Below are 2,355 nucleotides of genomic sequence, written 5' to 3' on the forward strand. Positions count from 1 at the left end.
CGTTTGTCCACACACCAACCGATGATCACGCGATGGCCGTACCCGTTCCCAGCCGGGTTCGCCACAAGATCGCGAAGTCAGACTGGAGTACTAAGGCGCTCCGCGGCAGCCCTTTCAGCCGTTGTGACGGCGTCGAGCATCCGCTTTTCCACGTCCTGAGGCATTCTGCCGAGTTCAGGCCGGCGGAGTCGACCGTGTCCCGCAGCTTGGCCTGCTCCGAGGCAGTCATTTCGGTGCGACATGGCTGTCCCCACCATGCATGGCGTCGTTCACGAGCCGCCGGGCGACTTCTGCCTGTCGAGGGTCCCGGGTAGAGGCTGAGCGCGGTCGGTCTCAGGCGTATCCGAAATAGGGCCAGCTCGGGTGTTGCCTTCAAGCACCGAGTTTCCTTCACCATCTGCGCGCCCGCCGCGTCCGCCGGCTCCCCGGCGGCTATGAGGCAGAGCACGGCGAGGCAGGCTGCAGCGGAATGTTCCATGCGTTCGGACGGCGTGCTGTCGTCCAGGATCCGCCGCGCCGCTTCCGAGGCGCCCTGCAGGAAGTGCGTCACGATGTCGACCTGGCGGCCGTCGAGGAGTCGGCGACCGATCTCCTTGTTCTGGACGGCGTGCGCCCGCGCACGTTCCCACGCCCGGCCGCGGTGAGTGCCCGTATACCGTCGGCGAGTAGTACCGCCCACAGCCAATGGCACACCTCGTTGGTGGTCGTCTAGAGGCGGTCGGGATCCGGAAGGTCAGGTGCCGGCCCGCGATCGTCAACTCGGCCCGTTTTCGTACGGCCTGATTGAGGGAGTCGAGGTATTGGTGGACGCCTTCTCCATTCCCGGCACGGATCCGGAGGCGGGCGAGAGGCATTCAGCCCGCGATGTGCTGCTTGGAACCTCGCTGTGGTCAGAGTGGCGTGATGGGGAGCAGGTCGCGGAGCCCGGTGCGGTGGAGGGTTTCACGGACGGGGGCGCCGGCGGCGCTGATGTTGAGGCTGACACCAGCGTGCTGGGCCGCGTGACGGATGCCGAGGATGGTATAGAGGCTCCCGCTGTCGCACCAAGTGACATCGGTCAGGTCGAGGAGGATGTGCTGTGCGCCCCTTTCGAGGACCCGCACCGCGGTATCACTGAGCTTTCCGACATTGACGACGTCCAGCTCCCCGGCCAGGGCCAGCCTAAGCACGGGCGAATCGCTGGTTGAGATTTCATGGATGGTCAGCCGGTCCATGTTGGGTGCCCCTGATCACCGTATTGCAGTTCCATCCTGCGGAGGTGGTAGTGGTTCTCCTCCTAGGCTGCTGAGCCACCCGTCTGCGGTCTTCGCAGACGTAGGGCTTTGGGGTCGGTATTCCGGGCGATCCAGTTGCGGGTGTTTCGTTCGAGGGCTTGCACGAATCGTTGAACGCCTCGCCGTATCTGCTCGTTGGTCTTCGGCGAACCAGCATTCCACCAGGTTGAGCCAGAAGAGACGTAGGTCTCCAGGACCAGGTGGACCTCCAGGTGGACCGGTATTCTCCTGATTCCCGAGCTGAGGTGCTGGGCGCCTGTCCATGGTCACCGCAAGTGACGGTACGCCTGTGCCTGGCCCGGCCTGCCACCGACCACGGCGTCATCGCGCAGGTCCTGACCACGTTCGGCATGTCCGTCCTACCGCGCGAACTGCCTGAGGACAATGCCCCGGTCCTGCTCTACTTCATCCGCGCCTACCCCAGCGCTCCTGTCGGCCGCAGCCCGGGCCGCGTCCGGCGCCCGCGGGGCCAAGGAAGTCCTGGCCTCATTCTGCCGACACCTCGCCAGCTCCATCGACCGCGGACGGCCCGCGCCCCACAAGGAGTAATTCCCCACAAATGCAAAGGGGGGCGGCCCGGTTTCCGCTCGCCTGTACGGAGCCGCCCAGTCTCCGACGCGAGGGCGTGGGCGAAGCTCCATCGCCTGGTCCTTCCTGGTCCTCGATGAGCGCGGTGCCCGCGGCGAGCTGGAATGCTCCCGCTCCGCGATCGACTCGGTGAACATGCGGGCCCTCAAAAGGGGGGCTGACAGGCCGACTCTTGTGGACCGGGGCAAGTATGGATCGAAGATCCACTTAATCATCGAGCAAATCGGTCTACCCCTTTATGTCGGCATCTCGGTTGCCAACGTCCACAACATCCAGGCCCTGATCCCACCTGTGCAGGGCACCGCCGATCCGGCCCCCGGCCCGGCCGACGGCGACGCCGGCCGGACAAGCTCCACGGGGACAAGGGCTACGAACTACGACCACCTGCACCGATGGTCGGTTGCGTCCAGGGAAGTGGTGTACGGGTTCGACCTGATCCGGGGGTTTGCTCCGGCATCGGGATGGTGCCCGCATAGACGAACGGCCACCGGCT

Annotated in this window: 1 protein-coding gene and 1 pseudogene; one reads left to right on the plus strand and one right to left on the minus strand. The window is 65.6% G+C overall.

Annotation, left to right across the window (positions count from 1 at the left end; all coding sequences use genetic code 11):
- Positions 1 to 890: 890 nt before the first annotated feature.
- Positions 891 to 1,214 carry an STAS domain-containing protein gene (locus tag AB0M26_RS31795; RefSeq protein ID WP_365266491.1) on the minus strand — a complete coding sequence of 108 codons (324 nt, stop codon included), beginning with the start codon at positions 1,212 to 1,214 and terminating at the stop codon, positions 891 to 893.
- Between the two features lie 671 nt (positions 1,215 to 1,885).
- Between AB0M26_RS31795 and AB0M26_RS31800 the strand changes: the two are divergent.
- Positions 1,886 to 2,285 (plus strand): annotated as a pseudogene (locus AB0M26_RS31800) (transposase); the annotation flags it as partial.
- Positions 2,286 to 2,355 lie beyond the last annotated feature (70 nt).

It is taken from the genome of Streptomyces sp. NPDC051776, assembly GCF_040681345.1.
Taxonomy (GTDB): Bacteria; Actinomycetota; Actinomycetes; order Streptomycetales; family Streptomycetaceae; genus Streptomyces.